General features: G+C 31.3%; 1 protein-coding gene. It reads left to right on the top strand.

The features are described from left to right. Nucleotides 1-252: 252 nt before the first annotated feature. Nucleotides 253-1533 carry a glycosyltransferase 61 family protein gene (locus F6K13_RS32495; protein ID WP_287289822.1) on the top strand — a complete coding sequence of 427 codons (1281 nt, stop codon included), beginning with the start codon at nucleotides 253-255 and terminating at the stop codon, nucleotides 1531-1533. Nucleotides 1534-1545: the final 12 nt, after the last annotated feature.

The raw sequence follows: 1545 nt of genomic DNA, 5'->3' as shown, positions 1-1545 counted from the left end.
CCAAGTAATTGTAAATATTCTATAGGAGGCGAGATATTCAACTCAAAACAAAAAGATAATTGTTGGTTTGTCGTTAGTCATTAACTATTTGTTTTTAGGAGTTACTGAAAATATGTCGGATGTAAATGTTGAACAAGTAAGGACTGAAGCTCGGAAAAAGTCAAAAGTGGATGGGAACTCACACCTCAAGTAATTGTAAATATCTGATAGAAGGCGGGGTATTAAACCCAAAATCAAAAGATAATTGCTGGTTTGTCGTTAGTCATTAACTATTTGTTTTTAGGAGTTACTGAAGATATGTCGAATGTAAATAATCAAAAAATATCCGTATTTAATTTAAAGCAAAAAGCTGAAATATATTTATCTCAAGGAAAGTTAGATCTAGCTTATGATACTTGTTCCCAAGCTTTAGAAATTTTGCCAAATTGTGGGGAAGTTTATAAAACTCAGGGCAATATATTGCAAAGAATGGGGAAGTTGGAATTAGCTAAAAATTTTTACAGAAAAGCGATTAAATATAATCCAAATTTAGCAGAAGCTCATGCAAATATGGGTAGTATCTTTGCTAGGCAACAGCAATGGGAAAAAGCGATAAAATATTATGATAAAGCTATTAGTCTTCAACCACATTTTGCCGGATTTTATCGAAATTTAGCTAAAATATGGCAAAGCTTAGGTAAGCATGAATTAACAAAAGAATGCACTCATAAAGCACTTGATTTAGAAGCTAAATATGAGCAGAAGATAAGTAAGATAGAAATATTTTCAGCTACTGAAGTAAATATGCTAGCTTCTCAAACAATTGAAAAACAAACTCATCACATTTTTAGAAGTAGAAAAGTATATTCACAATCAGCATTTGTCACAGTAGTACCTGGAGGAAAAGGTTATATTAACACGGGAGTTACCGCAGTAATAACCTCTGAAAATAAGCTAGTATCAGAAGTTTCTACAAGAAATGCTGAATTAATTATCTATTCATCAGAACTACCATCTATCTATAATATAGAAGGAACAGTTGCTTTATTATCAATAAAATGGGGTAAAAATAATTATTTTCATTGGATGTTTGATATAGTAACTCGAATTCATTTACTACTTCTTAGTAGCTTGAAAATAGATAAATTCGTAGTTAATCAATGCCAGAAAAAATTTCAAAGAGAAACTATAGAATCTTTGGGTATATCCCAAGACAAAATTATAGAAAGCGAAATTTATCCCTATATACAAGCTGAAAGATTATTAGTTCCTTCTTTCTCTTATTCCGATGGAAAATATCTGAGAATCCCTAAGTGGGGATGTGATTTTTTAAGAAATTCATTTTTGTCAGAGGAAGCTAAAAAAACAAGATATTATCAAACAGAAAGGATATATATTAGTCGGAAAGAATCATCACGACGACGAGTAGTTAATGAGGAAGAAGTAATCAGTTTTTTAGATAAATTTGGTTTTGAAAGTATTACTTTAGAATCAATGTCTGTTGCAGAGCAGGCAGCACTGTTGGCTAGTGTTAAAGTTGTAGTAGCACCATGAGGTGCTACTACA

The sequence above is a fragment of the Okeania sp. SIO2B9 genome, from assembly GCF_010672505.1.
GTDB classification, from domain to species: Bacteria; Cyanobacteriota; Cyanobacteriia; order Cyanobacteriales; family Microcoleaceae; genus Okeania; species Okeania hirsuta.
The sequence above is the reverse complement of the archived record's forward strand: the minus strand, read 5'-3'. Positions and strand labels throughout refer to the sequence as shown.